General features: G+C 61.9%; 23 protein-coding genes, 1 tRNA gene and 1 pseudogene. 11 read left to right on the forward strand and 14 right to left on the reverse strand.

Translation table 11 applies throughout. From position 1 onward, the window contains the following. Window positions 1-54: 54 nt before the first annotated feature. From AT395_RS14865 to AT395_RS14885, 5 genes are all read right to left on the reverse strand, one after another. Entirely contained in the window at window positions 55-1,263 is a 1,209-nt protein-coding gene (locus tag AT395_RS14865) for a tyrosine-type recombinase/integrase (RefSeq protein ID WP_048629595.1), read from the reverse strand. Then, on the reverse strand, window positions 1,260-1,559 hold the full coding sequence (locus tag AT395_RS14870) for a hypothetical protein (RefSeq protein ID WP_048629596.1): 300 nt from the start codon (window positions 1,557-1,559) through the stop codon (window positions 1,260-1,262). The genes AT395_RS14865 and AT395_RS14870 overlap by 4 nt, the downstream gene beginning before the upstream one ends. A gap of 15 nt (window positions 1,560-1,574) precedes the next feature. Beyond that, the gene (locus tag AT395_RS14875; RefSeq protein WP_048629597.1) at window positions 1,575-2,180 is read right to left on the reverse strand and encodes a recombinase family protein; all 606 of its coding nucleotides are present in this window, start codon (window positions 2,178-2,180) and stop codon (window positions 1,575-1,577) included. Between the two features lie 635 nt (window positions 2,181-2,815). Further along, window positions 2,816-3,259 carry a hypothetical protein gene (locus tag AT395_RS14880; protein WP_156219764.1) on the reverse strand — a complete coding sequence of 148 codons (444 nt, stop codon included), beginning with the start codon at window positions 3,257-3,259 and terminating at the stop codon, window positions 2,816-2,818. Window positions 3,260-3,271: 12 nt separating this feature from the next. Further along, the gene (locus AT395_RS14885) at window positions 3,272-3,637 is read right to left on the reverse strand and encodes a hypothetical protein (RefSeq protein ID WP_156219765.1); all 366 of its coding nucleotides are present in this window, start codon (window positions 3,635-3,637) and stop codon (window positions 3,272-3,274) included. On the opposite strand from AT395_RS14885, the gene AT395_RS14890 reads away from it, so the two are divergent. After that, complete coding sequence (locus AT395_RS14890) at window positions 3,629-4,480, forward strand: hypothetical protein (RefSeq protein ID WP_048629600.1); 852 nt, start codon at window positions 3,629-3,631, stop codon at window positions 4,478-4,480. The genes AT395_RS14885 and AT395_RS14890 overlap by 9 nt on opposite strands. 96 nt (window positions 4,481-4,576) lie before the next feature. Here AT395_RS14890 and AT395_RS14895 read toward each other — a convergent pair whose 3' ends face one another. The 4 genes and pseudogenes from AT395_RS14895 to AT395_RS14905 all read right to left on the reverse strand — a co-directional run bounded on the left by AT395_RS14895 (window position 4,577) and on the right by AT395_RS14905 (window position 6,928). Further along, window positions 4,577-4,783, reverse strand: coding sequence for a hypothetical protein (locus AT395_RS14895; RefSeq protein ID WP_048629601.1), 207 nt, complete (start codon window positions 4,781-4,783; stop codon window positions 4,577-4,579). 337 nt (window positions 4,784-5,120) lie between these two features. Beyond that, entirely contained in the window at window positions 5,121-6,446 is a 1,326-nt protein-coding gene (locus tag AT395_RS14900; RefSeq protein ID WP_167370734.1) for a tyrosine-type recombinase/integrase, read from the reverse strand. A gap of 84 nt (window positions 6,447-6,530) precedes the next feature. Beyond that, window positions 6,531-6,698: pseudogene (locus tag AT395_RS26380) on the reverse strand (hypothetical protein); the annotation flags it as partial. A 143-nt stretch (window positions 6,699-6,841) separates the two neighbouring features. After that, window positions 6,842-6,928, reverse strand: a tRNA-Leu gene (locus AT395_RS14905). A 226-nt stretch (window positions 6,929-7,154) separates the two neighbouring features. Between AT395_RS14905 and AT395_RS14910 the strand changes: the two genes are divergently transcribed. After that, on the forward strand, window positions 7,155-8,102 hold the full coding sequence (locus tag AT395_RS14910) for a squalene/phytoene synthase family protein (protein ID WP_231606158.1): 948 nt from the start codon (window positions 7,155-7,157) through the stop codon (window positions 8,100-8,102). Window positions 8,103-8,530: 428 nt separating this feature from the next. Here AT395_RS14910 and AT395_RS14915 read toward each other — a convergent pair whose 3' ends face one another. The 3 genes from AT395_RS14915 to AT395_RS14925 form a co-directional block, all read right to left on the reverse strand. Next, window positions 8,531-9,757 carry a DUF1501 domain-containing protein gene (locus AT395_RS14915; protein WP_042116364.1) on the reverse strand — a complete coding sequence of 409 codons (1,227 nt, stop codon included), beginning with the start codon at window positions 9,755-9,757 and terminating at the stop codon, window positions 8,531-8,533. A gap of 128 nt (window positions 9,758-9,885) precedes the next feature. Further along, entirely contained in the window at window positions 9,886-11,610 is a 1,725-nt protein-coding gene (locus AT395_RS14920) for a DUF1800 domain-containing protein (protein ID WP_048629604.1), read from the reverse strand. Window positions 11,611-11,707: 97 nt separating this feature from the next. Continuing rightward, window positions 11,708-12,037 (reverse strand): hypothetical protein, encoded by a 330-nt coding sequence (locus AT395_RS14925; RefSeq protein ID WP_053086402.1) that lies wholly within the window; start codon window positions 12,035-12,037, stop codon window positions 11,708-11,710. Between the two features lie 169 nt (window positions 12,038-12,206). Between AT395_RS14925 and ompR the strand changes: the two genes are divergently transcribed. The 4 genes from ompR to AT395_RS14945 all read left to right on the forward strand — a co-directional run bounded on the left by ompR (window position 12,207) and on the right by AT395_RS14945 (window position 15,823). After that, window positions 12,207-12,932: an osmolarity response regulator transcription factor OmpR gene (gene ompR / locus AT395_RS14930; protein ID WP_010808867.1), complete on the forward strand. Its 726-nt coding sequence runs from the start codon at window positions 12,207-12,209 to the stop codon at window positions 12,930-12,932. 180 nt (window positions 12,933-13,112) lie between these two features. Then, window positions 13,113-14,453 carry an ATP-binding protein gene (locus AT395_RS14935; RefSeq protein ID WP_094069081.1) on the forward strand — a complete coding sequence of 447 codons (1,341 nt, stop codon included), beginning with the start codon at window positions 13,113-13,115 and terminating at the stop codon, window positions 14,451-14,453. Between the two features lie 234 nt (window positions 14,454-14,687). Beyond that, a complete protein-coding gene (locus tag AT395_RS14940) occupies window positions 14,688-15,236 on the forward strand; it encodes a peroxiredoxin (RefSeq protein ID WP_042116372.1) in 549 nt (182 codons plus the stop codon). A 59-nt stretch (window positions 15,237-15,295) separates the two neighbouring features. Next, window positions 15,296-15,823 (forward strand): carboxymuconolactone decarboxylase family protein, encoded by a 528-nt coding sequence (locus AT395_RS14945; RefSeq protein ID WP_042116373.1) that lies wholly within the window; start codon window positions 15,296-15,298, stop codon window positions 15,821-15,823. A gap of 140 nt (window positions 15,824-15,963) precedes the next feature. Here AT395_RS14945 and ispF read toward each other — a convergent pair whose 3' ends face one another. Then, entirely contained in the window at window positions 15,964-16,485 is a 522-nt protein-coding gene (ispF, locus tag AT395_RS14950; protein ID WP_042116375.1) for a 2-C-methyl-D-erythritol 2,4-cyclodiphosphate synthase, read from the reverse strand. Between the two features lie 71 nt (window positions 16,486-16,556). Beyond that, window positions 16,557-17,288, reverse strand: a complete 732-nt coding sequence (ispD, locus tag AT395_RS14955; RefSeq protein WP_048629605.1) for a 2-C-methyl-D-erythritol 4-phosphate cytidylyltransferase — start codon at window positions 17,286-17,288, stop codon at window positions 16,557-16,559. Between the two features lie 109 nt (window positions 17,289-17,397). Here ispD and mfd point away from each other — a divergent pair, with 109 nt between their 5' ends. The 5 genes from mfd (at window position 17,398) to AT395_RS14980 (ending at window position 26,145) form a co-directional block, all read left to right on the forward strand. Further along, window positions 17,398-20,862 (forward strand): transcription-repair coupling factor, encoded by a 3,465-nt coding sequence (gene mfd, locus AT395_RS14960; RefSeq protein WP_042116378.1) that lies wholly within the window; start codon window positions 17,398-17,400, stop codon window positions 20,860-20,862. Window positions 20,863-21,125: 263 nt separating this feature from the next. Continuing rightward, the gene (gene argE / locus AT395_RS14965) at window positions 21,126-22,343 is read left to right on the forward strand and encodes an acetylornithine deacetylase (RefSeq protein WP_042116379.1); all 1,218 of its coding nucleotides are present in this window, start codon (window positions 21,126-21,128) and stop codon (window positions 22,341-22,343) included. Between the two features lie 240 nt (window positions 22,344-22,583). Further along, window positions 22,584-23,870: an MFS transporter gene (locus AT395_RS14970; protein ID WP_042116380.1), complete on the forward strand. Its 1,287-nt coding sequence runs from the start codon at window positions 22,584-22,586 to the stop codon at window positions 23,868-23,870. 104 nt (window positions 23,871-23,974) lie between these two features. After that, complete coding sequence (locus AT395_RS14975) at window positions 23,975-25,003, forward strand: threonine/serine dehydratase (protein ID WP_042116381.1); 1,029 nt, start codon at window positions 23,975-23,977, stop codon at window positions 25,001-25,003. Window positions 25,004-25,119: 116 nt separating this feature from the next. Next, entirely contained in the window at window positions 25,120-26,145 is a 1,026-nt protein-coding gene (locus AT395_RS14980; RefSeq protein ID WP_048629606.1) for an ornithine cyclodeaminase family protein, read from the forward strand. Window positions 26,146-26,218: the final 73 nt, after the last annotated feature.

Below are 26,218 nucleotides of genomic sequence, written 5' to 3' on the forward strand. Positions count from 1 at the left end.
GGTAAGTCAACAAAAGAAAAAGGCCCGCCGAAGCGAGCCTTTGGTACGGGGTGGTCAACCTGTGGGACTTTGTCCTCTGTGCAGCCCATCGAGGACCGCTGCCGCCTCCCTGCCAGTGTTGTCAGGACAGAGATGCGCGTACTTCTTCGTCATCGACGGATCGGCATGGCCGAGCATGTGCGAGACCTTCAGCAGCGACACGCCCGCCTGCACCAGTCGGGACGCGTAGGTGTCCCGGAAGGTATGCGGCGTCACCCGGTCAGCAGTCGGGTCATCGTTGAGACCACACGCATCAATCGCCGCCTGAATCGCGCCGGTCGCGTGACCTCGGCAGGAGTCCTCGCGGGCCCAAGCAGACTTACCGGTCCCGATGGTCTCGTGCGCAGGGAACACGAAAGTCCTAGGGGTGTCATCCCGATTCATCTTGACCTTCCGCGCCTTCAGGACTTTCAGCGCCCGCTGTGTCAGCCGAAGGCCACCTTCGTTATCCACCTTTGAGCGGTACAGGAACACCACGCCAGCATCGAGGTCCACCTGTTGCCAGCGCATCCCGGCGATCTCGTTGTAACGCGCCCCAGTGTCCAGCAGCACGGTCACTAGATCCAGATTGTCCGCTGCCGAATCCTCGTCGTCGCTCACACGCGAAGCGAGATACGACAGCAGGCGCGTCTCCTCCTCGATATTGAGCCAGCGCAGCTTACCTTTAGACTCGCGCATCTTCAGCGACGCCGCCCGGTTGTACCGATCTGACCAGATGATCGGCTTGGATGGCAGCGAAATGCTCAGGCTGGCCGCGTATCCCATGAGGGTGCGCACGAGGCTTATTTCACGGTTGATCGTCGCGGCGCTATTCCCCTCGCGGAGCCGTGCCCCCTTCAGTTCGACCAAAGTCGCCTGAGTCATCTCGTGGACCATCAGCGTCTTGGGCAGGCCGTAGCGTGCCCCTTCGACCAACTCCCACGCCTTCCCGACCTGCCTTAGTTCTTCACCGAACAGCTTGCGCACCCGTGAGGCGTTGTTCTTGTGGTCCTTATTCGTTAGCGCTGTCGCATCAACCCACTTCTGAGCGATGGCGAATAATGTGGACCGCTTGATGCCAAGCTGCACCAACCGGCGCTCATCCAGCACCAGTTTGCGCTTCTCAAGCTCATACTCTGTGGCCTCGCGTTTCGACGTGGTGTGCGTGGTGCCGCGATAGCGGACCTTGGCAATAGCGAATTCGTAGTACCAGATGTCCGAACCCGGACGTTTGTAAAGTGTCATTCGTGCGCCCCCGCGCCAGTACCATGCGCTTCACCGCACAAAGCGCCCCAGACCGCCGACGCCCCCTCTTGGCCCGCCCGCGACACCAGATATTCATTCTCAAACGTCTTGAGTGCGAATACGTCGGCGGCTTCGTCATACTCGGCGACCATCGCGTCGTCCCCAAGCGTCAACGCGAACCAAGGGAAGCCCGTGACTTCCGTTACATACTCGCCGATCTGGGCGGTCCCAAACACCTCAATGGCGCGGCAGTGGAGCGACGCAAACAAGTGCGCGTTGGTTTGATGAGCGTTCATATGTTCTGGGTGTAGTCACTGTTTTGGTTCGTCGGGGGCATTGAGTGCGCGGGAGATCGTGGCAAGGCCCACGCCAAAATGCTCCGCTAGGGTTCGCACTGAACCGCCATGTTCTGCGTGATACGCGCGGACTTCTGCGTAGTCCACAGCAGGCTTACGACCTTTGTACTTGCCCGCTTCCTTTGCGACGGCGATACCTCGGGCTTGCATTTCGCGGCGATTCAAATAATCCGCCGCCCCCTGCGCCGCCATGAATGCCAAGAGCGCGTCACGAATGCCGAGCCGCAACGGGTCTGTTTCCCGCCCGTCAAACACCATGGCGTTGAGGGTGCATTCGACGCGCACGCCCTTTTTCATGAGCCGTTGCATGGTCTCGTGAAGCTCGTCGTATCTTCGTGAGATGCGGTCGAGCCAGCGAACCACTAGCACCCCGCCTTTACGCAAATCGCGCTCAACGTGCTGCCACTGTTCACGCTGCGAGGGCGGCACGTGGTACCCGCTCACCCCCTCATCTATGAACACGTCGTCTTTGGTTATGCCCTGCGCGGCGGCGTCTGCGTACTGGCTCGCGGCGGTCTGCCCGTCGAGCGTCGATACCCGTCCGTAATAGATGCGCCTCATTCGTTAATCACCTCGTTCCGTTGACGTGGTGATCCGAATTATAGACCGTTCCGAAATTCAGTCAACTCTAATGGAACGGATTTGAAAGGCGCTGGTGCGCTCGGCTGAGGTATACCCAAACGGAACGAGCCAGCGTATCGAAGGCAAGCAGGGCATGGCGTACGCGCCTAAGGGTTGGGGTAAGCCGGGAAGCGCGAGAAGGCGGGCAATTTCTCTCAATTTGAGGAAAAATCGGGCGCTCGCGTTGGGCGTGGTGCTTTCCCACACCGCGTGGAAAGGTCACGGGTGGACGTCCGGTGACTGAGCACCTTGTGGGTGAGTGTGCCCCCTATGTGATCCTCGCGCAGCTTTCGCCGCAGTTCACCGCGAAGCCTGTGGGCCGTCGGCCTTCCCTTGAGTCGAGTGATGACCACTTGGCAAGAATGGCGGGCCGTACGGGGGGAAATTGCGTCACTCGGCCCGGGAAACCATCTCACGAATTTTCAGGGGAAAAATAGGGCAAGCGTCACGCCAGCATGCTGGCTGACTATCGCATCTTTGGCCGCGTACGGCGTCGCTTCACCTTCACAAATTGTGGAGGTGAAGAACCAGCGAGGGGACGCAACGACGATTGATTGATCGGCCGATGAAAATGTTTAGGGCTTCGGATCGTCCGCGCTCCCATTCTCTTTGCCCTCGGAGACACGTACGCCAACCGGTGATACCTCGTGTGACATCTGTGGCGAGCGCGGGGGCAACCATGCGTCCTGAAGCTTGCCAGTAAGCATTGCGGCGAACCGGCGACTGATGTACCCGCCCTCCTTGCTCCGTTGTGCGGCGAGTTGCGTCGTTCCGCGCGGAAATCGGAGATCAAAGTTGATCTCCAGCAAATCGCTCATAAAGGAGTACAGCCCATCAGCATCAAAGTGAACGGAGATGACTTCCTTTCCGACGATGCGCGTAGATGTGATGCGCTCGACATTTTCTGGCGACCACTCCCACATTCCGTGCACTATTGCTTTGCGATATTCATGGCCTCGCAGAATTCTTGCATGCACCCTCTCCAACACCATCCGGCGTTTGCCTCTGGCTTGGTCCACCACACGCTCCTTTCATAGACTCAACACGCCCGTGAACTGTATGTTGTTCATCTCCCGTGGTAGCTTCGGTAGCTCCTCTGCGCCACCATCGGGGAAATAGGTGTCTAGCGTCTGAACGAAAACCTCGTGTTCCAGCGAAGCCCAAGCGGCGACAATCTGTCCGATGAAATGCGATTCTTTGTCAGTTAGCTGAAGGTCAAACAGCATCTTCAGTTTCCCGTCGTTGCTCACAATTCCACCCCCCTTTTCGAAAATAACCAATTTCCGGTTGGCCCGCCAGAATAACGCGCGAACCATGTCACCATCGCAGCCTAAAGCCATTCTTTGGGGGTAGTATTTGATTTCCCGAATCACTCCACCCGTGCCCGTATGGCCCACTCTTACTACTCCCAGCGCACAGGGACAAATCCGAATCAATCTGGTCTGCCCCTAAGAGACATCGTAGACCTTTACATTCGCGTGTACGACCAAATGTGCGAGGACGGGTACTTCTCCGAGGCCTTCGGCTATTACTGCGTAGACGCAGGTCACGTTAATGGCAACGTCCGCGACATCGATCTCGAATTGCTCCTTACCGTTCGGAAGAAAAACCTATGGCCCCCGAAAGAAGAAGGGCATAAATACACTGAAGACGATTTTTTTGATGTCGTAGAGTTTTTGTTCCAACAAGTTTCCAAGCCAATAGACGGCTCGTTTCATAGCTACAACCAATGCGGCATGCATTGGGAGACGTTCAATAGGCAGCAAGGCCAAAGCGAGTATCGCGATAAGGTGAATGCCGTATTGATGCACTATGCACGTCCGTTTGAATTATCAGAAAACGGCGAAATACTCCACAAGCCACAGCAGGGATTTGAAAAAATATTCGATGCCGACATTCCCTCAAGCGACGCAAATATATCAAAGCGCGTGAATGCCGCGATCTTGCGTTACCGCCGCCACGGTGCGACGCTCGATGACCGCAGGCAGGCAGTTCGTGATCTAGCGGACGTGCTGGAGTACACCCGCGCGGAGATCAAGTCACTTCTTACTTCCGCCGATGAGAAGGACCTATTTAATCTCGCAAACAACTTTGGAATCCGACACCACAACGACCAACAGAAGACGGGGTATGACGCGAGTCTATGGTTGAGTTGGATGTTCTACTTCTATCTTGCAACCATTCACGTTGTGCTACGGAAACAGCAACAGAGTCGGTCAGGCCTATCTGATGGCGGCTAACTTGAGCCAAGTTACGGGACCCGCTTACACACTCTGCTTGCCTCCGCTGGCCCTGCGTCCCGTCGCCTCAGCGGAGTGCTCGGCGACCGAAGTGAGTCACAATGCACGGACCAAGAGCACGCAGCAAATACCCCAGACCGCTCCGATGGTCATAATACTCATCGCCCAGGCGACCGGCTGCCACAGACCCTCACAACGAGACCTGGCACCTCCCGAGGAGATGGCTTTCTCGTGAATAGCCATCGTTTGGTCCATCAGGCTGCGGATGCGGGCGTGCAGTAACGTCAGTTCATCTTGTGTCATTCAAACCGTCTCCAATGTACTGAATGTGGTACGGGACCTGTAGCAACCAGAACCATCTCAGGGAAATGGTTACTGTTGAATCAGCGGAGCAGTTACAAGCCACCGTTACCGTGCCCTCATAATCCCAGTGGGACACGGTGCTGGTCCTGATTCCTCTCTAAGAGTCTTATAGAGGTATAGGGACCCTCGGAGTGATCACCCTGTGGGCTTTTATTCTGGCAGGCCGCCCCCCACCACCACACAATCGGGTGTGCGCGTCTTGGCATTTCGTCCTTACCTTGTGGGACATTAAAACAATCAAGGCAACTCGCCCCGATTGTTCCATTCCCGAGACCAGTTAGCCAGGCCACTTCACCCGGTTCAACGCCTCGACCATCGTCGGAAGACTCGCAGCGGCAGTGTAGATCCGCCGACCGCTAGAACCCGTCGCAGCGTGCCCCGTGATTGCGTCAGCGGTCTCTGCGTTGACACCAGCTTCGGCCAATGCCGTGCGCAGCCAATGTCGGAACCGATGCGAGCCTTTCAGCGTCCCTGCTGGCAGCCCGGTGACCTCGCGGAACTTGGCGAACCATCGCGCCCCGATATCAGACGGCCCCTTATTCCGATCATTGAGCGTAGGCAGCGCATGACCGGCCCGCCCCGACAGACGCTCGACCCAGTCAGCAAACCACGCATCACCCGTCAGGTTCGCCGGTAGCGGCACCGTCCGTTCGCTATCGGCAGTCTTAAGCGGGCCAGCCTCGGCGGTAAAGCGGACGCACAGCAGTCCCGAACGCGTCACGAAGTCCTCGCAGCGTAACTGCCCGACCTCGCCCAGACGTGCGCCGGTGTGCAATAACAGCAGCAGGAGCGCCCTACCGTCTTCGGGGGTCACATTGACCCACGACGGAACCTCGGCCATCCGGTCGGAAAACAGCGGACTGCTGAACATCCGGCGCAACTCGTCGTCAGTCCACGGCTCACGCTGCTTGGCCCCGATAGTCTTGTCGAAGGTCAAGTCCATTGGATTCCGCTCGATCAGGTCGTCCCTTACGGCTACGTTCACAACGGCCGTTACAGCACTAGCGATGTTATATGCGGTCTTTCGGACATAGCCCCGCGCAGGGTCCAACAGATAGGCCACGAAACGCGCTCCAGTGGCCTTGGTAATATCACGCACACCAACCCCTTCGGACACCGCCTCGAATAGCGATACGGCCCTTCTTGTGCGCCTGATCGAATCTTCTGAGGGGGAGTTACGGTTGATCCAACTCGGGATGACTTCGGATAGCTTCAGCACCTTGGGGGCAGACGACCCAGACGGCCCAGGCGGCGCAATGACCTCAGGGGTGTCGATAGGCTCACCTTGGTCCCGACGCTCCACATCGCGCCAAGCGCCTACCAGCGACCGGACAATGCTAATCAGGCACGACTTACCGTCAGGAGCCGACCAGTCCACACGCAGCCCCCAAGCCTTAGCGATGGTCTCGGCGTGTTGCTGGGCGATGCTCAAGTCACCATCGCGCATCGCAGCGACGGCCTTCGCGCGGAACATTGCGAAGGCATCTCGGGCGATCTGCTTCACACTCCCACTGGAATAGAACGTGGTGTTCTCCTCGGCCCGCAAGATTCTCCGACGAACCTCGTTGGCAAACTGTGCTGCTAGCGCCGGTGTGATCGTCACGAAGGGAGCCGGGGCAGCTTTGGCTCGCAATACGGCGAACCGGTTGCGGTACTCAGCATGGATGGCGTGCGCCCTCTCAGCCGCTTCGTCCCGATTGGAAGTCTTGAGACTCGCCCGGTAAGCATCGACAGCAAGGGAGCCATTCGAACGCCTCGGCCACAGGGGACGAATATCGTCAGGGAGTTTGATTCGGAGATGGTACGTAGCGCCCCGAAGGTGGACGCCAGCAGGTAGTGCAGTCGGCATTGTCATGGACTCGATTATCCACGCAATCTCGGCGGTGTGGTACCGCCAAGTGACACACTCTAGGCACACATGATTCTTTTTGGACTTCCCGGAGAGGCCCGCACCGCTTGGGTTTCCAAGACTGGCGGGACTTGCCGAGACTTCATTGATGGTGCGAGGAAGGGGACTCGAACCCCTACACCCTTGCGGGCGTCAGGACCTAAACCTGGTGCGTCTACCAATTTCGCCATCCTCGCAGCCCGTGGGCGTCGTTACCTTTGTGAGGAAACGGCATCCCGGCATCGGGTCGACGGCATGCATTGTCCAGATGGACATGAAAAGGGGCGACTCGTCGCCCCGCTGCATGCGTCAAAGCAGGCGAGCATTCTACACGAAGTGAATTTGAGCGGCAATCTCGCGTAACGCCAACCCTCTCTCGCCCGGTCCTCCATGCCCCCGGAATGCTAGAATTCGCACCAACTCATGGCGCTTGCCCCGATTGCGCGTCCGCGCGCCAATATCCCGGCATCCGACCAAACCCATACCCCCATTCGCATGCAACCCCACGAAACCGCCGACACCCCCTCCGGCACCCACGTCAGCGCCGCACAAGTCAACGAGTATTGCCGCCAGAAAGCCGGCCCTCCTGGCTCCGCACTCTATTACGCGCTGCTCCAACTGCCCCTGTCCAAGCGCGACGCAGCCTATGCCGCCCACGCTTTCTGCCAGGAAGTCGCCGATATCCACGCCGCCGTTCATGACCCCGGTGTCGCCCACGCAAAGCTCGACTGGTGGCGCCAGGAACTCGCCCGACTCTTTGCCGCTGCCCCAGCACACCCCGTCACCCGCGCCCTCGCGTCAGTCGTCAAAAACACCGACATCCCACGCGCGGCGTTCGAAGCCGTGCTTCACGGTGCCGAGATGGACCTCGCCCAAATGCGCTATCTCGACTTCGCCGGCCTCTCCCACTATTGCGACGCCGCCGGTGGCGCCCCCGCCGAACTCGTCTCGCGCATCTACGGTTTCAACAACCCGCAAACCCCCGCGCTCGCCCGCACCCTCGGTCACGCGATCTCGCTCGGCCGCCGTGTCACCGATGCGGGTCTCGACGCGCGCGCCGGCTATGTCTACTTCCCCATCGACGAGTTGCAACGCTTCGGCGTCACCGCCGCCGATCTGCAAAATGGAAAGTACTCGCCCGCCTTCGTCGAACTCATGAAGTTCCAGCACGCCCGCGCGCGTCAGGCCATCACCGAAGCCGCCGCCGCCATCCCGAAACATGACCGACGCAAACAAAAACCCCTGCTCGCCCTCGCCGCGCTCCAATTGGCATTGATGGACGAAGTCGCCGCCAGCGACTATCAGGTCCTGCACCAACGCATCGATCTCACGCCGCTGCGCAAATTCTGGCGCGCCTGGCGCGCTCGCTAAATCAGGCCAAGTCAGGCTAAATCACGCAAAGTCGCGATAAGACACGCCGACCCGCAACCGCCAATCGATCTGCGATGTCGCTCCAGCGACTCGCGAACCCCGCAAGTGCACCTGGCCGCCGTCCACGCCCCCACAAGACTTGCACGCATCAAGCAAGGCCGACTTGAACCGCGCACACGCGCGCCTCGCCCAACAACGACGTCGGCCCTTTCCCAAGAGCGCCTCTGCAATACCGCTCACCGATAGCAAGAATCCAAGACGCCACGGCGACCACTCAATCGACTCGAACGACCGGCACTCTCCCCCCGCACCAACGCCGACCCGCCGCGTGAGCGTCGGCAACGTCGCCCACCGGGTTCGGAAATCCAACGGGCGAAGACGTTCTGCCGGCGTCTATCGTCAATCCGATCCCAGCCCTCACCGCAACCTCAAACCCGCAACACATCCAACGGTTTGAATGCCCCGCCCAGCACCGGTTGAGGGTTCAAGCCCCACCAGCGTTGCAGCACCGTCGCGTACACATCGCGGAAATCGACAGCGAACGGCAGGTTCCCATTCCCGTCCAGCCGATCCAGCCTGGGCACATCTCCGTAGAGTCCACCGCGAACGCGCCCGCCCGCGATAAAGTGCGGCGCCACCGTGCCATGGTCCGTCCCGTTGCTCTGATTCTCGCGCGGACGCCGGCCGAACTCCGCGTACGTCACAATCATCGTCGACTGCCATCGATTCAACTCGGTCAGGCCCGAGCGCAACGCCATCATCCCTTGCGACAACTGACGCAACAAATTCGCCTGCTGCCCCGGTTGATTCTGGTGCGTATCAAACCCATTGAGCGTCAGACGCAAGACCGCAACGCCGCGCCCCGGCTGCGGTACACCCGCCGGCGAGTCCGCCGCCGCCACGACCTGCAACGCCGTCCTCACCACATTACCGAACGCCCCAGGCGGCATCGGCGTGCGCAACACATACTGCCCCTGACGCGGCCGCAGTCCATCCGCCGCCTTCACAATGTCGTTCTCCACGCGCAGCACATGCGCGAGCGCCGGATTGCTCACCTGCGCCGCATTCGCCGACGCCAGATTCGCATCCCGCAAAAACTGCGCCGGATTCGTCAATGTCACCGCGCGCGCCCCCCCGCCCAACGGCCCCAACTCCGCGCTGCCCACAATCACACCATCAGCATCGAAACCCGGCGGCACCGCCTGCTCGGCGAACGCCCGCGACAACCAGCCGTCTCGCAAATACTCGTCGGAGCGCGACGCCGTATTCCATATCTCGATCGACCGGAAGTGCGACAAATTCGGCTGCGGATACCCCACACCCTGCACGATCGCCAACTCCTTCGCCTGCCACATCGGCAACAACGCCCGCATCTCCGGATGCAGACCGCTGCGCTCGTCAAGTTGCACCACCTGCTCACGCTTGACACCAATACTCGGACGCAGGCTCGCGTACATCGGGTCCGCGTAGGGAATGACGGTGTTCAACCCGTCATTGCCCCCCTTGAGTTCGATCAGAATCAGCAGATTGCCGTAGTTGCCGACCGTTCCCGGCGCTATCCCGGAAAGATCACGCGCAGCGGCAAACACCGGCACCGGTGCCAGCCACGCCGCACCCAGGCCACCCGCGAAAGTCAGAAAATCACGTCGACGCATCTCACACCTCTCACGGCTCGCTCCGCAGGATTGAATACGGAGATTTCGCCCAATGACACCCATCCCGTTCTGCGCGCTATCGTTCTATCGCGCTACCGATCCAGCACGCCAACCCCGTCATCGCCCCCTCATTTCAACTGATATGCGGGGTCCATCAACAACGCCTGCAAATAGGCCGCGCTGTTCTCACCCGCCGTTTGCGGCGCCGCAGGTGCGAACGGCAATACGGCTCGCTGCAACGCCTCGCGCGACGCCGCATCCGGTATATCGACCGGCCCAAGCGCGTAGGGTTGCAACCAACGCGACAGGTCGAAACGTACGCCAGCGACTGTCCTCGGCATCGCGGCCGCAGGACGAAGCGCCGCGCGTTGCACTGCCGGATTCGCCGACAGCGACGGCGACATCATCGACGGACCACCGGAATTCGCGTTTTCCGTCGCCCGGAACATCCGCTCGACAAACTGCTTTCGTGCAAGCAACGTGGTGCTGTCGATCCAGGCGTCGCCGCCCGGCCAACCCTTCACGTTTGGCGGACGGAACAGGTCCTGCCCAAGCACGCGCATCTGCTGAGCCAGCATCTGCGGATCGTCGTAGCCAATGTCGAACTCGCGCACCGTGTCCGTCACGAACTCCGAGGGCGACTTGACCAACGTACCTCTCGTTCGCGCGTCCCAGAACGCCGGGCTCAGCAGCAGCGCACGCAGTGCAACACGGATGTCATAACCGCTCGCGCGGAAAGCCCCCGCCACACGCTGCACCTGCGCCGGATCGGGCGTAGGCGACACGAATTCGCGCCACAGCTTGCCGGTGACGAACGTCGCCGTTTCCGGTCGCGCCAGCAAAATGTCGAGCATCTGATCGCCATCGAAGTCGCCGGTCTGGTTCAGCACGGTCTTCGTGCCGGTGTCGTGCACATTGGCGCGCCAGACGTAGCTCATGGTCGGCCGATCGATACTCCATCCGGTGTAGGCGCGCGCCGCCTCGCGAACATCCTGCTCCGTGTAATGCCCCTCGCCAAGCGTGAACAACTCCATGACCTCACGCGCGAAGTTCTCGTTGGGACGCCCCTTGCGACTGCCCGCACCATCGAGATAGATGAGCATGGCCGGGTCCTTCGACACCTCATGCAACAACACACCAAAGTTGCCCAATGCGTTCGCTCGCAGCAGCACGTTCTGCCGATAGAGCACGACCGGCTCGCGCACCTTGTCGTCGCTCGATACGAAGTGGTTGTGCCAGAACATCGTCATGCGCTCGGTGAGCGGCGACGGCGTGCTCGCCATCTCCTGCGCCCACCAGGCAGCCAGCGACACCGCCATGCGATTGCGACGCTCGTTCAGCTCGCGTCGCTGAGCGTCGGTCATGTTCTTGACCGGTACGCCGTAGAGCGGCGGGTCGCTGACCCAGACGGGAGGCGGCGTAACGGCAGTGCGTCGCGTTTGCTCCAGCAGACGGTCGACGGCTTGCGCACGCGTGAGCCCGACGAATGGTGCCAGCTCGCGGGCATCGGGCGAGTAGCCGGTACGCGTGAGAAGGTAGCGGGCGTCGTCGGCAGTGAGAGGGCGAGTCGACGGATCGGCAGCGGCAGTGGTCGCGCGCGACGACGCAGAGTGGGTGGCATGCGCCGCGCCAGTGTGCTTCGTTCCCGCAGCGTTGGCCGTCGATGCCAAGGGCGACGCCAGCCACAGAGCCGCCAACACGCCCGGCACCCACCGTCGAGAGGCAAGCGTTTTGAGACTGGCGGTCAGGGTCGGCGCCGTGGCGATCCCGGGCTTCGTCGCCTCAATGCGCTTGCGACAGGCACAAAAAAAGCCAGCGTCGACAGCGGCTGGCGGTGTTGGGTTCGGCTTCATGAGACGCTCGCGTCAAAGTGACATCACTGGCGTTTTGGGAGAAGCGTTTGGCGACGTTTCCGAAAGCGGGGCGACCACTGACGTCGTGCGCGTCATGTTAGTGACTGTACAACTCTCGCACTGCGTCTTGAATATGCTGACGAAGCAAGCGCCGGTCTTCCGGCGACATATGACCATTGGGGCGACGGCCCGGCGGCGTGTTCGGCAGATCGTCGTTACGGCGCTCGCCGGAGGCATCTCCCTGAGACTTCGCATTCTTCGACGGATTGCGAGGCGACGGTGCTGACGCCGCACGCTGCTGCCCGGACGGACTCGCGCCATAGGCTTGCGTACCGAAATGAGCTACGGGACGCGCATAGGTCACGCCCAGGTGTCCCCAGAGCATGATTCCCCCGAACAGTAGCGTCAACTCAGCAGCCCATCTCATCTTGTGCGTATGTCCTTCATGCCATGCGGCAAATTTTCGGCATGGCAGGGGTGCAAGTGTACCCACAGCCTATGGTCAGCGCGCAAGCGGTAGGGTAAATTGTGTAACCCTTTGTAACCCGCTTTGGCGGCCTCCTCAGTTCGCAACATTTCGGGCTAAGATACGTGGCATGGAAAACAAAAATTCTCCCAAAATTCTGGTTGTCGACGACGATCCGCGCCTGCGCGACCTGCTGCGTCGCTACCTCGGGGAACAGGGTTTCAATGTCTTTGTGGCCGAAAATGCAACGGCCATGAACAAGCTTTGGGTGCGCGAGCGCTTCGATCTGCTCGTGCTGGACCTGATGCTCCCCGGTGAAGACGGTCTTTCTATTTGTCGCCGTCTGCGCGGCGCGAATGACCGCACGCCGATCATCATGTTAACGGCCAAAGGCGAGGATGTCGACCGTATCGTCGGCCTGGAAATGGGCGCCGACGATTATCTGCCGAAGCCTTTCAATCCGCGCGAACTCGTCGCCCGGATTCATGCCGTACTGCGCCGTCAGGCACCGCCCGAACTGCCGGGCGCGCCCAGCGAGACGATGGAAACGTTCGAGTTCGGCGACTTCGCCCTGAATCTCGCCACGCGCACGCTCACCAAGAACGGCCAGGAAATCGCTCTCACCACGGGCGAATTCTCGGTGCTCAAGGTGTTTGCCCGCCATCCGCGCCAGCCGCTGTCCCGCGAAAAACTGATGGAACTGGCGCGCGGGCGTGAATACGAAGTGTTCGATCGTAGCCTCGACGTGCAGATCTCCCGTCTGCGCAAGCTCATCGAACCCGACCCGGGCAGCCCCCGCTTCATTCAGACGGTCTGGGGCCTCGGCTACGTGTTCATCCCGGACGGCGGCGCGTGATCTTCCGCCTTTGCGTCTCGCGCAGCAAAACGACGCCGGTCGCGACAAACTCGTGCACCGGCGTTGTGTCTTGTTTGATGCCGCACCCTCTGCCCTACGTCACGCTTCGCCCTGGCAACCGTCATCTGGCGATCCAGGGCGGCGGACACACACGAATCACGCTTTAGACGGAGCAACCCCATGCATCCGATCCGGATGGTACGCGGGCTGTTCGGCGGTCTTTTCTGGCGTACCTTTTTCCTCATCGCACTGCTCATCGGCGTCAGTCTGGCCGCCTGGTATCAGAGCTTTCGCGTGATCGAACGCGAGCCGCGCGCACAACGTGTGGCGCAGCAGCTTGTGTCGATCGTCAAGCTCACGCGTACCGCCCTGCTCTATTCCGAACCCGATTTGCGTCGCGCCCTGCTCCAGGATCTGGAGAGCAATGAAGGCATTCGCGTGTATCCGCGCGAGCCGGCCGACAAGATCGAGAAGCAGCCGGGCGGCGTGGTGCAGGATCTGATCGTGCGCGACGTGCAACGACGTCTCGGCACCGACACGATCATCGCCGCCTCGGTCAACGAGATTCCGGCCATGTGGATCAGCTTCAAGATCGACGAAGACGATTACTGGGTCGCCATCGAGCAAGACCGGATCGACACCGCCACCGGCCTCCAGCTCTTCAGTTGGGGAACGTTCGCGCTGGCGCTCTCGCTCATTGGCGCCGCCTTCATCACCGCACTCGTGAACCGGCCGTTCGCCCGGCTCGCCCACGCGGCACGCGCCATCGGCGAAGGGCAACGCCCCGATCCGCTGCCCGAACGCGGCATGGGTGAGGCGGCCGAGGCCAACCGCAGCTTCAACCAGATGGTGGACGAACTCGATCGCCTCGAGGCCGACCGGGCACTGATGCTCGCCGGCATCTCGCACGACCTGCGCACGCCACTCGCCCGGCTGCGTCTGGAGACGGAGATGAGCCCGTCGGACGAGAGCGTCAAACGCGACATGATTAGCGATATCGAACAGATGGACGAGATCATCGGCCGCTTCCTCGATTACGCCCGTCCGGCGTCGCGCACGATGCAGGCGCTGGACCTCTCGGAAATCGTGCGCGAAACCGCAGCATCGTTCGACGGCCGCGAAGATCTGAACCTGAGTATCGAACTCGCCGAGGCCACCCCTGTACTGGCCGAGCGTACCGATCTCAAACGCCTGCTCACGAACCTGATCGAGAACGCGCGCAAATATGGCCGCGACGCCGAGACCGATATTGCCAACGTCCATATCATGACGCGCGTGCTTGGCGAACGTGTCGAGATGCGTGTGCGCGATACGGGACCAGGCATTCCCGAGGAACAATTGGCGCTGGTTTTCCGTCCGTTCTATCGTGTGGACACCGCCCGCACGAAGGCGGACGGCACCGGTCTCGGCATGGCAATCGTCCAGCGCATCGCCATGCGCTACAAAGGCGTCGCGTCACTACGCAATGTGCGCCCCGGCACGGGCCTTGAAATCATCGTGTCATTTCCGCTTGCTAAATAGGTGTGATCACACGGAAATTTGGCTATGCTCAAGGCTTCCCCGCGCAGCATCACGCAAAATCCTATCGGCGGGATTTGATTTAACTATCTCCAGCATAAAAAGAAACTATTGCTACCATTGATTTGATAGCGTATACTGCCTTGGTTGACCGGGATCGTGCGATTCTGGTCAGTTGCTGGTTGCGATGTACCCGTGACATCTCGACATAAACCGCACTAATTTAGGAGTAAATCGATGAAGACTGTCGGCGACAAACTCGAAGCGTTCTCGGTAGCTGCTGCCAAGCCCGGTTTCAACAACCACGAAGAAAACGGTGTGTCGGCTTTCGAAACGATCACCGAAGCCTCGTTCCCGGGCAAGTGGAAGGTCATTTACTTCTACCCGAAGGATTTCACCTTCGTGTGCCCGACCGAAATCGTTGAGTTCGGCAAGCTGGCCAACGACTTCGCAGACCGTGACGCTGTTCTGCTTGGCGGTTCGGGCGACAACGAATTCGTGAAGCTCGCATGGCGCCGTGAGCACAAGGACCTGAACAAGCTGAACCACTACTCGTTCGGCGACACCACGGGTGCCCTGATCGACCAACTCGGCGTGCGCGACAAGGAAGCCGGCGTGGCCCTGCGTGCAACGTTCATCGTTGACCCGGACAACGTCATCCAGCACGTTTCGGTGAACAACCTGAACGTTGGCCGTAACCCGGAAGAAGTCCTGCGTATTCTGGACGGCCTGCAAACCGACGAACTCTGCCCGTGCAACCGCGCGGTCGGCGGTGCAACGCTGTAAGCGTCGTCTCGAAGCCCGCGCAAGCGGGCTTTTTCAGCCCAAAGCAATAGGAGGAATTTATGGAATTCATCACCGCGATTAAGGCGCAGATCCCTGATTACGCCAAGGACATTCGCCTGAACCTCGACGGCACGATCGCCCGCTCCTCGCTGGAAGGCAACGACGCCGTCGGTGTGGCCCTCGCAGCCGCGTTCGCGGCCAAGAGCCAGCCGCTCGTCAAGGCGATTCGCGAAGCCGGCGTGCTGTCTCCGGAAGAGCTTGAAGGCGCGTTGACCGCCGCCGCGCTCATGGGCATGAACAACACGTGGTATCCGTATCTCGAGATGGCCGATAACGCCGAGCTCAAGAACGAGAAGGCCCAACTTCGCATGAATGGTTACGCCACGCGTGGCGGCGTCGATCAGCGTCGCTTCGAGATGTATGCCCTGGCGGCATCCATCGTCGGCAAGTGCCACTTCTGCGTGAAGTCGCACTATCACCTGCTCGCTGCCGAGCACGGGATGAGCACCGCGCAACTGCGTGACGTTGGCCGTATCGCCGCTGTCATCAACGCCGCCGCGCAAGTGCTTGCCGCCGAGGCCGCGTAAGCCTTCGGACAGCGTCCAGACGCGATGTCCCAACGCCGCGCGAGCTGTCAAAAGCAAAACGGCGCTACCGGAATCGTCCGGTAGCGCCGTTGGCTTTTGGGGGCCGGCCTCCGGCCCCGGACTTTGAGCCTGCGCTGCGCTCAGCGACCGACCAGCAATGCTGCGGCCTGCGCTTCAATACCTTCCTGTCGGCCGAGATAGCCCAGTTTCTCGTTCGTCTTCGCCTTCACATTCACTTGCCCTGCCGTGATGCCCAGTGCGTCGGCAATCGATTGCGTCATTGCCGCAATATGCGGTGCGAGCTTCGGTGCCTGCGCAATCACCGTGCAGTCGACATTGACGATCTCATAGCCGTGCTCGCGCACGCGACGCATCGCCTCCTTGAGCAGCACGACACTGTTCGCGCCTTTGAAGGTGGGATCGGTGTCCGGGAAATGACGTCCGATGTCGCCCAATGCTGCCGCGCCGAGCACGGCATCGGTGATCGCGTGCAATAGCACGTCGGCGTCCGAATGGCCCAGCAGACCTCGGTCGAACGGAATCGTCACGCCCCCCATCACGAGCGGACGGCCGGGCACGAGTGCATGCACGTCGTAGCCCTGACCGATGCGTAGCTTGGGCAAGGTTGCGAGCGGAGAGTTGGAAACAGCTTGTTCAGTCATGGGGAGTCGCCAAATGCGAAAAAACAGTACGTCAGATGCGTACGACCGTACGACCAATGATCGCCCGGGGCTCAGGCCTGCCTGGCCGCACTGAGGAATGCTTCGGCGAGGGCAAAATCTTCGGGATACGTCACCTTGAAGTTGCGCAGGCTACCGCGAACGAGTTTCGGCGCGTGGCCGATGCGTTCGATAGCACTGGCCTCGTCGGTGACTTCGGCCCCCGAAGCGAGCGCGTCTTCCAGCGCCTGACGCAGCATGCCGAGCCGGAACATCTGGGGGGTCTGCGCCTGCCAGAGTCCGTCACGCGACTCGGTCGCCTGAACGACTGCCAGCCCGCCCTTGTCAGCCTGCTGAACCGGCGCCTGCTCACGCTTGAGCGTGTCGGCCACGGGCAACGCGAGAATGCCGCCCACCGGATCGTCACGCAACGCCTCGACGAGGGCTCGAATCAGCGCAGGCGTGATGCCGGGACGCGCGGCGTCATGCACGAGCACCCAGTCGCTGTCCTGCGCTCCGAACTCGGTGAGTGCCTGCAAACCGCCAAGCACCGACGCGTGGCGCGACGGGCCGCCGCAGCGACGCACCGCAAAACGCAACGTGCCGAAGCGTCGTCCGTCGAAGTGATCGTCGTCGGGCGCCAGCACCAGCACGGTCTGAGCGAACTCGGAACAGGCGTCGAACGCGGCGAGCGCATAGTGAAGCATGGCGCGTCCGCCAACGCTTCGGTATTGCTTGGGCACGTCGGCCCCGGCGCGTACGCCGGCCCCGGCACACGGGATGACGGCAAAAAGTCGGTCGCTCACGATAAAACGCAGGTAAGGGTAAAGCAGGGATTTTATAATAGACGCTGACTGTCACGGGGCCCCATGCGAATGGAGCCCCGTGCTTTGCCATTTCTGCAACGCTTTCTCTATGTCCTCCGCCAACGCTATATCCCGTAGTACCGTGCCTGTGCCGCTCGTGAAAGCGGGACAGCGTTACGCATTCGCCGGTTCGCACGCGTCCAGCGACGCCTTGCTCATTGCCCGCTATTTCGAAGAAAACCGCGAGCGCCTGCCACTGCTCGCCGTTGTGTGCGCGCAGGCCACCGATGCCCTGCGCCTTCAACAGGAGCTGAAGTGGTGCGCCCCCGAGGCGCGCGTGCGGCTGCTGCCCGACTGGGAGACGCTGCCCTACGACACGTTCTCGCCACATCAGGATCTCGTCTCCGAACGACTCGCCACCCTGCACGACCTCGGCGAGAAGCGCTGCGACATTGTGCTGGTGCCCGCGACCACGGCCCTCTACCGCATGGCGCCGGCCAACTTCATGGCGGCCTATACGTTCTTCTTCACTCAGGGAGAGCGCCTGGACGAAGCCCGACTGAAGTCGCAGCTCACGCTGGCGGGCTACGAGCATGTGAGTCAGGTCATGCGACCCGGCGAGTACTGCGTGCGCGGCGGATTGATCGATCTCTACCCGATGGGCTCGGCACTGCCCTATCGACTCGATCTGTTCGACGACACCGTCGACAGTATTCGTGCGTTTGATCCCGATACGCAGCGCAGTCTGTACCCGGTCAAGGAAGTCCGCCTGCTCCCGGGGCGCGAATTCCCGTTCGACGAACCCGCGCGCACGGCGTTTCGCGGCCGCTGGCGTGAAGTTTTCGAGGGCGACCCGAGCCGCAGCCCGGTCTACAAGGACATTGGCAGCGGTGTGCCGTCGGCCGGCATCGAGTATTACCTGCCGCTGTTCTTCGAAGAAACGGCCACCCTGTTCCACTATCTGCCCGCCGACGCCCAACTGGTGTTCGTGGGCGATCTCGACGCCGCGATTCACCGCTTCTGGAACGACACGCGCCAGCGCTACAACTTCCTGTCGCACGATCGCGAGCGTCCGGTGTTGCCGCCCGAGCAGCTGTTCCTGCTCGATCAGGACTTCTTCACGCTCGCCAAGCCGTTTGCAAGGCTAACGCTACCCACACCGGGTGACGGCAGTTGGGCTGTGCCGCTCCCCTCGTTGGCCGTCAACCGCCGAGCCGACGACCCGCTTGCCGCACTGCGCGCGTACCTGACCCGCACGCCGGCGCGTGTGCTGTTGTGCGCCGATTCCGCCGGCCGTCGCGAAACGCTGCTGCAACTGCTGCACGACAATGATCTGCGCCCGTCCACGGTCGAGTCGCTCGAAGATTTTCTGACATCCGATACGCGCTTCGCTATCGGTGTCGCCCCGCTGGCCGCCGGGTTCCTCTTGCCGACGGAAGACCTCGCGTTCGTCACCGAAAACGAGCTTTACGAAGGTCTCGCACGACGCGCAGGCAAGCGCCGTCAGGAGCAGGCAACGTCCGTCGACTCGATGGTGCGCGACCTTGCCGAACTCAAGGTCGGCGACCCGGTCGTTCACAGCCAGCATGGCATCGGCCGCTATCAGGGTCTCGTCAGCATGGACCTCGGGGAAGGCGAAACCGAGTTCCTGCATCTCGAATACTCGGGCGAGAGCAAACTGTACGTGCCGGTCTCGCAGTTGCACCTGATCTCGCGCTACAGCGGCGCCGACCCCGACACCGCGCCGCTGCACTCGCTCGGCTCGGGCCAATGGGAAAAGGCGAAACGCAAAGCGGCGCAACAGATTCGCGACACTGCGGCCGAACTGCTCAACCTCTATGCCCGTCGCGCCGCGCGCTCGGGCTATGCCTTCGAACTGTCGCCGCGCGACTACGAGAAGTTCGCCGACAGCTTCGGTTTCGAAGAAACGCCCGATCAGGCGGCCGCCATCGCTGCGGTCATGAGCGACATGACGAGCGGGCGTCCGATGGATCGTCTGGTGTGCGGCGACGTTGGCTTCGGCAAGACCGAAGTGGCCTTGCGTGCCGCGTTCATCGCTGTGCTCGACGGCAAGCAGGTCGCGCTGCTCGCGCCGACAACCCTGCTCGCCGAACAGCATGCGCAGACCTTCTCCGATCGCTTCGCCGACTGGCCGGTGCGCATTGCCGAACTGTCACGCTTCAAAACAACGAAGGAAGTGAACGCGAGCGTCAAGGCGATCAACGAAGGGCAGGTCGACATCGTGATCGGTACGCACAAGCTGCTCTCGAACGATATCCAGTTCCAACGCCTTGGCCTGGTCATCATCGACGAAGAACACCGCTTCGGCGTGCGTCAGAAGGAAGCCCTCAAGGCCCTGCGCGCCGAGGTGGACGTGCTCACGCTGACCGCTACCCCGATTCCGCGCACGCTGGGCATGGCCCTCGAAGGGTTGCGCGATTTCTCGGTCATCGCGACCGCACCGCAAAAACGTCTGGCGATCAAGACGTTCGTGCGCCGCGAGGAAGACGGCGTGATTCGCGAAGCGATGTTGCGCGAACTCAAGCGCGGCGGGCAGGTGTACTTCCTGCATAACGAAGTCGAGACCATCGAAAACCGTAAGGCGCAGTTGGAAGAACTCGTGCCCGAGGCCCGCATCGTTGTCGCCCACGGGCAAATGCACGAACGCGATCTCGAGCGCGTGATGCGCGACTTCGTCACGCAGCGTGCCAACGTGCTGCTATGTACGACCATCATCGAGACCGGCATCGACGTGCCGACCGCCAACACTATCCTGATGCATCGCGCCGATAAGTTCGGTCTCGCACAGTTGCACCAGTTGCGTGGCCGTGTGGGCCGCTCGCACCATCAGGCATACGCTTATCTGCTCGTGCACGATCCGAAGTCGCTCACCAAGCAGGCGCAACGCCGTCTCGAAGCGATTCAGCAGATGGAAGAACTCGGCGCCGGCTTCTACCTCGCGATGCACGATCTCGAGATTCGCGGCGCGGGTGAAGTGCTGGGCGACAAGCAATCGGGCGAAATCCACGAGATCGGCTTCCAGCTTTACACCGACATGCTGGCCGACGCCGTGAGCGCGCTGAAAGCCGGTCGCGAACCGGATCTCACCGCTCCGCTCGCGGCAACCACCGAAATCAATCTTCACGTTCCGGCCATTCTGCCGAGCGATTACTGCGGCGACGTTCAGGAGCGCCTGTCGCTCTACAAGCGGCTCGCCAACGGCACGAGCCCCGACGCCATCGACACGACACAGGAAGAGCTTGTCGATCGCTTCGGCAAACTGCCGCAACAGGCGCAGGCCCTTATCGAGACGCACCGTCTGCGTCTGTTGGCCAAGCCGCTGGGCATTGTGAAGATCGACGCGAGCGAGGACGCCATCGCCCTGCAATTCGAACCGACGCCCGCCGTCGACCCGATGCGCATCATCGAACTGGTGCAAAAGCATCGCCACATCAAGCTCGCAGGTCAGGACAAGCTGCGCATCGAAGTCAAACACGCGGAGCTGACCGACCGCGTGCGCGCGATCAAGGAGACGTTGCGTGCCCTCGGCTCACCGGGCGCGAAGGCGGCCTGACACCGAAGATCGCGCGACACGCTTCGCCCGATGAGCGACGAGGCATCGGGGCGTCTACAGTACAAGTGTGCAAATGACGCTCCGAAAACGGTGTGCACCGCAGCAATCGCGGCGGCGTGTTGCACCAGGACGTTCGGGCGCTCCCCTGCCCGGCCCCGAATTCCCGCGAGGCAGGAATGGTTGTTCATACAACCTTTTACCTCTAAATTATTTTTGAGTACCATTTCCCGGTACGTATGACTGGAAGATTCCCGGAGATTCGAATGACAAGCGCTTCCCCCCAGGCCATCGCGCCGCAAGCCGCCAACGAGGCCCAGCCGGCATCGCTCGACTGGATCACGAAGCTGGTCAGCATCGACACCACCAGCCGTGAATCGAACCTTGGCCTGATCGAAACGGTGCGCGACAGCCTCAAGCAATCGGGTGTCGAGCCGTGGCTGTCGTATGACGCCACCAAGCGCAAAGCCAATCTGTTCGTAACGCTGCCCGCCGCCGACGGCAACACTCAGGGCGGCATTGTGCTGTCGGGCCACACCGACGTGGTGCCGGTCGACGGCCAGCCGTGGGATACCGATCCGTTCAAGCCCGTGGTGCGCGACGGCAACCTCTATGGCCGCGGCACATGCGACATGAAGGGCTTCATCGGCTCGGTCATGACGATGCTGCCGGAAATGCGCGACGCCAAACTCAAGACGCCGTTCCACTTTGCGTTCTCATACGACGAAGAGATCGGCTGCGTGGGCGCCCCGGTAATGCTCGCCGAGCTGCGCGAGCGCGGCATTCGCCCGGACGGCTGCATCGTCGGCGAGCCGACGAGCATGCGTGTGATCGTCGCCCACAAGGGCATCAACGCCTATCAGTGCTGCGTACGCGGTCACGCCGCGCACTCCTCGCTCACGCCCAAGGGCTCGAACGCCATTGAATACGCGGCGCGACTCATTTGCTACATCCGCGATCTGGCCGATCACTTCAAGCAGAACGGCCCGTTCGACGAGCTGTTCGACGTGCCGTTCACCACGGCGCAGACCGGCACGATCTCGGGCGGTATCGCGCTGAACACGATTCCGGCACTGTGCGAGTTCGTCTTCGAATACCGCAATCTGCCGGGCGTGGACGCCGAGGGCATTTTCCAGCGCATTCAGCAGTACGCACTGGACGAACTGGTGCCGAAGATGCAGAAGGAGCATCCGAACGCCGGCATCGAATTCAAGAAGATCGCCGCAGCCCCGGCGCTGGACGCCTCGGAGCAAGACGCCATCACGCAACTCGTGCGCGCGCTGACCAAGGACACCGACAAGCGCAAGGTCGCCTATGGCACCGAAGCCGGTCAGTTCCAGTTGGCAGGTGTGCCGTCGATCGTGTGCGGCCCGGGCAATATCGAGCAGGCGCACAAGCCGAACGAGTTCGTGTCGCTCGAACAGATCGCGCAATGCGAGTCGTTCCTGCGCAAGCTGATTCGCAGCAACACCGTCGACGCCTGAGCTATCGCCTGAATCGCTTCGGGCAAAGGCATCGACCGTCGTGTTATCGGGCCGTATTCCGCTAGCGGGATGCGGCCCGTTGCCTTCGCAGCGCCGGTACGGTACCGCGAAGGGCTGTGATGCAACATGCAGTACGCAGTACGTCGTAAGCAGTGACAGACGCCTATCGCAAGGGCGCACAGGACATCCCTCCGCAAGATAACAAGCACATACGCCAGACAGGTATTGGAGAACTCGCCCATGAGCGCAAGCGCAGCCCCTAACGCGACGGCCCCGTCCGCCCGCACCACCCCGCACGCCTGGCGTGTGATCGTATCGGCATCGATCGGCAACGCCCTTGAGTGGTTCGACCTCGTGGTGTACGGCTTCTTCGCCGTGACCATTGCAAAACTGTTCTTCCCGACCGGCAACGACACGGTATCGCTGCTGCTCACGCTCGGCACGTTCGGCGTGTCGTTCTTCATGCGCCCGCTCGGCGCCATCGTGATCGGCGCTTACGCCGACCGCGCCGGGCGCAAAGCAGCGCTCACGCTATCGATTCTGATGATGATGGTCGGCACACTGCTGATCGCGCTCATGCCGACGTATGCCACCATCGGCGTGCTGGCGCCGGTGGGTATCGTTATCGCGCGTATGGTGCAGGGCTTCTCGGCGGGCGGCGAATTCGGCAGCGCTACGGCGTTTCTCGCCGAACATGCGCCGCAACGCCGTGGCTTTTTCTCGAGCTGGCAGGTTGCCTCACAAGGTCTCACCACGCTGCTCGCCGCAGGCTTCGGCGCCGTGCTCACGGGCAATCTGTCGCCTGAAGCCATGGCGTCGTGGGGCTGGCGAGTGCCGTTCTTCTTCGGGTTGTTGATTGGCCCGGTGGCGTACTACATTCGCCGCCGCCTGGACGAAACGCCCGAATTTCTCGACATCGAGCCCACGCAAAGCCCGCTGCGAGACACGTTCGCAAGCCAGAAGGAACGCCTGCTGCTCGCCATCGGCGTGGTCGTGATGGCCACTGTGGCAACGTATCTGGTGCTCTACATGCCGACGTACGCCGTCAAGCAACTGGGGCTGCCGTCCTCCGCCGCATTCTCGGCCGTGCTGCTCACGGGGGTGGTGCAACTGATCGTTGCGCCGATCGTCGGCCACTGGTCGGATACGCACGGCCGGATCAAGCCAATGCTCGCTGCCGCCGTGGCGTTGCTGGTGCTGGTCTACCCGATGTTCCGCTTCCTCGATGCGAACCCGACGTTCGGCTCGCTGATGGTGTTCCAGATCGTGCTGGGTTTGCTGATGACCACGTACTTTGGCGCCCTGCCCGCGCTGCTCACCGAACTGTTCCCGACGCAAGTGCGCACCACGGGCCTCTCGCTCGGCTATAACATCGCCGCAACCGTGTTCGGCGGCTTCGCACCGTTTATCATTACGTGGCTCATTGGCGCGACGGGCAACAAGCTCGCGCCGAGCTTCTATCTGATTTTCGCTGCCGTCATCAGCATTACCGCGCTGCTGCGCAGCCGCAAGCTCGGCCTTCGATAAACGTTCAAGCCCGGCGACCGCCCGGCCGCCACCGGCAGGGGCGCACACCCGTTCAACGGTGCGCGCCCCTGCCGGCAATTCACGACTAAGGAGACAACGCCCAAGTGACGCAACCGACCCCTGACCTGCACGCCGAGACTATCGACGGACAACCCGTTCCGACGAAAGCCACTATCGCCGGCTTGCACGAAAAGCTGCTGCCCTATGTGCGTGAGACGCCGGTATTCACGCGCAACGACTTTCCGACGCTCGGCGACACGCAGGTGACGTTCAAGTACGAACTGTTGCAGGCATCGGGCACGTTCAAGGCGCGCGGGGCGTTCTCGAACCTCCTCTCGCTCGACGAGACGCAGCGCAAGGCGGGGGTGACATGCGTGTCCGCGGGAAATCATGCCGTGGCAGTCGCGTATGCCGCACAGGCGATGGGCATTGGCGCAAAGACAGTCATGCTCAAGACCGCCAGCCCCGCGCGTTCCTCACTGTGCCGCGAATATGGCGCGGATCTGATACTCGCGGAGAACGTTCATGAGGCGTTCGACGTGGTCAAACGGGTCGAACAGGAAGAAGGCCGTTACTTCGTGCATCCGTTCAACGGCTATCGCACGGTGCTGGGCACTGCCACGCTGGGCTACGAGTGGGCGCGGCAGGCCCCTGACCTCGACGCCGTGATCGTGCCGATCGGCGGCGGCGGCCTGATCGCCGGTGTGGCCACCGCGTTCAAGCTGTTCGCGCCGCATGTGAAAGTGTACGGCGTGGAACCGGCCGGCGCCGATGCCATGGCGCAGAGCTTCGCCGCCGGCGGCACGGTGAAGATGGGCCCGATGACGGGCATTGCCGACAGTCTGATGGCGCCGCACACCGAGTTGTACAGTTACACGCTTTGCCGTCGCCACATTGACGAGTTGGTCACCGTGACCGACGACCAGATGCGCGCAGGCATGCTCACCCTGTTCCGTCAACTGAAGCTGGCAGTGGAACCGGCATGCGCGGCAGCGACCGCCGCGCTGATGGGACCGCTGCGAGACAAACTGATGGGCAAGCGCGTGGGCGTACTGTTGTGCGGCACCAATACCGACACGGCAACGTTCAACCGTCACATCGAAGCGGCGCTCGCCGCCGAGGCAAACGGCTGAGCGCCGGCGCGCATTACCGACGAAGCCTCCGGACGCGACCTGACGGTCGCGTCTTCGCTTGGCACTCCGGCACCTTGGCACCTCTGCATCTGCCTGTACGCTCACCAGGATCTCCCATGTCCGCCACTGCTTCTACGCCCCCGGTTCTGCTGCTCGACGCCGCGCAAGTCGCCGCCCTCATGCCCGTAGCTGATGCGATACCCGTCATGTCCGACATGTTCGGTGCGCTCGCGCGTGGGCAGATTCATCTGCCGCTGCGCCAGATTGTCCGTCCACCGGATGCACTCGGCGCCAAGGGCATGCTCGGCATGATGCCCGCGTTCCTCGGCAGCGCAGCGTCCGGCCTACCGGTCTACGGCGCGAAGGTCGGGACCTTCTTTCCCGGCAACAGCGCACAGGGCAAAGACCCGCATCAGGGCTGTGTACTGTTGATGAGCGGCGAGACGGGCGAACTCCTCGCCGTCATGAACGCGGCCGAGATCACCGGCATTCGCACAGCGGCCGTGACCGGACTGGCGACGCGGCTGCTCGCCCGGCACGATGCCACCCGTCTGGCGTTGATTGGAGCGGGTCATCAGGCGCACTGGCAGCTCGCCGCCCTGGCAGCAGCGCGACCCTTGCGTCATGTGCGCGTAGCCAGCCGCTCGCTCGCGACGGCACAGGCTTTCGTCGACAAGGAGCAGCCGAACTACGGCTTTCGCCTCGAAGCCGCCGGGAGTGTCGAAGCGGCCGTGCGCGACGCCGATATCGTGGTGACGGTGACCAACGCGACGGACCCCGTGCTGCAAGCCGGCTGGCTCGCACCGGGCACGCACGTCAATCTGGTGGGCAGCAGCACGCCGCGTCATCGCGAAGCCGACACGGCATTGATGGCTCGGGCACAACTGTTCGTCGACCGGCGGGAATCCACGATCAACGAGTCCGGCGACTATCTTGCTGCGGCCGCCGAGGGCCGTATCGGCCCGGAGGATCTGCTCGCCGAACTCGGGGAATTGGTGATTCGCACCCACGCCGGGCGCACCGACGCCGAAGCCGTCACAGTGTTCAAGTCGCTCGGCATGGGCGCGCAGGATGTTGCGCTCGCCGCCGCGCTGTACCAGCGGGCGCAAGCCGCCGGCGTGGGCACTCGCGCCACGATCTGAGCCCGGCACCTCCGCCGGCAAACGGGCATCCGGCGACGTTGAAGCCGCGTCAGCCAATGTCCGGATACGTCCG

Source organism: Pandoraea apista (genome assembly GCF_001465595.2).
Classification (GTDB): Bacteria; Pseudomonadota; Gammaproteobacteria; order Burkholderiales; family Burkholderiaceae; genus Pandoraea; species Pandoraea apista.

Excerpts from the sequence above, each read along its gene's own strand:
- AT395_RS14970 (WP_042116380.1), top strand. The coding sequence starts at position 22,584 with ATGAGCGCAAGCGCAGCCCCTAACGCGACGGCCCCGTCCGCCCGCACC.
- AT395_RS14945 (WP_042116373.1), top strand. The coding sequence starts at position 15,296 with ATGGAATTCATCACCGCGATTAAGGCGCAGATCCCTGATTACGCCAAG.
- AT395_RS14870 (WP_048629596.1), bottom strand. The coding sequence starts at position 1,559 with ATGAACGCTCATCAAACCAACGCGCACTTGTTTGCGTCGCTCCACTGC.
- AT395_RS14910 (WP_231606158.1), top strand. The coding sequence starts at position 7,155 with ATGGCGCTTGCCCCGATTGCGCGTCCGCGCGCCAATATCCCGGCATCC.
- ispF (WP_042116375.1), bottom strand. The coding sequence starts at position 16,485 with ATGACTGAACAAGCTGTTTCCAACTCTCCGCTCGCAACCTTGCCCAAG.
- AT395_RS14890 (WP_048629600.1), top strand. The coding sequence starts at position 3,629 with ATGGCCCACTCTTACTACTCCCAGCGCACAGGGACAAATCCGAATCAA.
- AT395_RS14915 (WP_042116364.1), bottom strand. The coding sequence starts at position 9,757 with ATGCGTCGACGTGATTTTCTGACTTTCGCGGGTGGCCTGGGTGCGGCG.
- mfd (WP_042116378.1), top strand. The coding sequence starts at position 17,398 with ATGTCCTCCGCCAACGCTATATCCCGTAGTACCGTGCCTGTGCCGCTC.
- AT395_RS14935 (WP_094069081.1), top strand. The coding sequence starts at position 13,113 with ATGCATCCGATCCGGATGGTACGCGGGCTGTTCGGCGGTCTTTTCTGG.
- AT395_RS14925 (WP_053086402.1), bottom strand. The coding sequence starts at position 12,037 with ATGAGATGGGCTGCTGAGTTGACGCTACTGTTCGGGGGAATCATGCTC.
- AT395_RS14895 (WP_048629601.1), bottom strand. The coding sequence starts at position 4,783 with ATGACACAAGATGAACTGACGTTACTGCACGCCCGCATCCGCAGCCTG.
- AT395_RS14865 (WP_048629595.1), bottom strand. The coding sequence starts at position 1,263 with ATGACACTTTACAAACGTCCGGGTTCGGACATCTGGTACTACGAATTC.
- AT395_RS14920 (WP_048629604.1), bottom strand. The coding sequence starts at position 11,610 with ATGAAGCCGAACCCAACACCGCCAGCCGCTGTCGACGCTGGCTTTTTT.
- ompR (WP_010808867.1), top strand. The coding sequence starts at position 12,207 with ATGGAAAACAAAAATTCTCCCAAAATTCTGGTTGTCGACGACGATCCG.
- AT395_RS14875 (WP_048629597.1), bottom strand. The coding sequence starts at position 2,180 with ATGAGGCGCATCTATTACGGACGGGTATCGACGCTCGACGGGCAGACC.
- AT395_RS14940 (WP_042116372.1), top strand. The coding sequence starts at position 14,688 with ATGAAGACTGTCGGCGACAAACTCGAAGCGTTCTCGGTAGCTGCTGCC.
- argE (WP_042116379.1), top strand. The coding sequence starts at position 21,126 with ATGACAAGCGCTTCCCCCCAGGCCATCGCGCCGCAAGCCGCCAACGAG.
- AT395_RS14980 (WP_048629606.1), top strand. The coding sequence starts at position 25,120 with ATGTCCGCCACTGCTTCTACGCCCCCGGTTCTGCTGCTCGACGCCGCG.